The 1,268-nt window shown below is 73.0% G+C and carries 1 protein-coding gene and 1 pseudogene; both read right to left on the bottom strand.

Going from position 1 to position 1,268, the window contains the following annotated elements; genetic code table 11:
- Positions 1 to 252, bottom strand: a pseudogene (locus FGF04_RS37175) (aldehyde dehydrogenase family protein); the annotation flags it as partial.
- 133 nt (positions 253 to 385) lie between these two features.
- A complete protein-coding gene (locus tag FGF04_RS37180; RefSeq protein WP_149515811.1) occupies positions 386 to 1,126 on the bottom strand; it encodes a nucleotidyltransferase domain-containing protein in 741 nt (246 codons plus the stop codon).
- Between the last annotated feature and the right edge of the window lie 142 nt (positions 1,127 to 1,268).

Below are 1,268 nucleotides of genomic sequence, written 5' to 3' on the forward strand. Positions count from 1 at the left end.
CGCCAGGTGTTCGAGGGTGTGGTCGATCTCCCGCACGACGAAGTCGATCTCCGTGCGGTAGGCCTCCGTGGAGCTCTTGCCCAGGTCGGCGTGGAGGGCCGCGGCCAGTTCCGCGCCGTCGGTGGTGAGCATCTCGCGCAGGCGGGCCAGCTGGCCGGTGCGCCACTCGACGGGCCGGGTGCGGCCGGAGCGGAAGGTGGCGCGCAGCCGGGKCACGGTGTCGGCGGGCTGCTCGGGGGCGGTCTGGTTCACGGTGCCTCGCTGGTCGGGGCGGGCCGGCGGCCCGCGCACAGGTGGTCGAGCGACAAGCTCGATGTATATGCCAACCATATGCGCGGCGCCCCGCATTCCGCACGGACAGGAACCACCGTGTGCGACCGCCCGATCACACGGAGGGTTCGGCGGGCACGGGTGTGTATTCGGCGGGCACGGGCGTGTAGTGGTGGGCGCGGACCCGGCGCAGCCAGGCCTCGACGGGCGCCTCGTCGGGGTGCTCCGGCAGGACGCTGCGGGTCCCGTCGAAGGCCGCCTCGTAGTGCTGGAGCAGGGGCAGCGCCGCCATGGCGTCGGCCGCCACCTGTTCGCCGAAGCGGTGGTACTCGTCCGGGTCCTCGACACGGACCGCCAGGCCACCGGTGGCGTACAGCTCGAAGCCCTGGTGGCACAGGCGCTTCAGGTGCCGGGCGTGCTTCGCGGTCCGCCTGCGGGTCTCCGCGGCGTCCGCGGCCGAGGAGCCGCCCGCCCCGCGGTCGTAGAGCCGCTTGAACTGCTGGGTGGCGTAGCCGAGGTAGGCGTCGCGGACCCGCTTCGCGCTGAGCAGGGTCGTGCGGATGCCGATCAGTTCGTCGCCGAGCGGGGTGCGGACCTCGTACAACTCGTCGGGCAGCCAGACCAGTTCGATCACGGTCGGGTTGCCGCGCAGGGCGAGCCTGCACCACTTGGCCGCTTCGTGGAGCGTGCTGTCGGGTGCGGTCGTGACGTAGGACTCCTTCGGGCCGTGCAGGCCGTGGAGGTCCTCGGTGGGGGCGGCGAACATGCCGAGCCGGTCCACGTCCGAGCCCGGGCGGGCCAGGCCGTACGCGGTCGAGCCGACGATGCCGGACAGCAGGACGTTCCGGGTGCTCACAGTGGTCCCCTCCCCCGCCGCTGCGCTGCTCCGTGCGAGCCGGGCGGCTCGCACCAGGTGATCACCCGGAGCGTGACCGCGTACAGCGATTTTCGGCGGGGGCGGGACACGGGCAGGGGCAAGGACGGGGACAGGGACAGGC

This window comes from Streptomyces apricus (assembly GCF_008369065.1).
Classification (GTDB): domain Bacteria; phylum Actinomycetota; class Actinomycetes; order Streptomycetales; family Streptomycetaceae; genus Streptomyces; species Streptomyces apricus.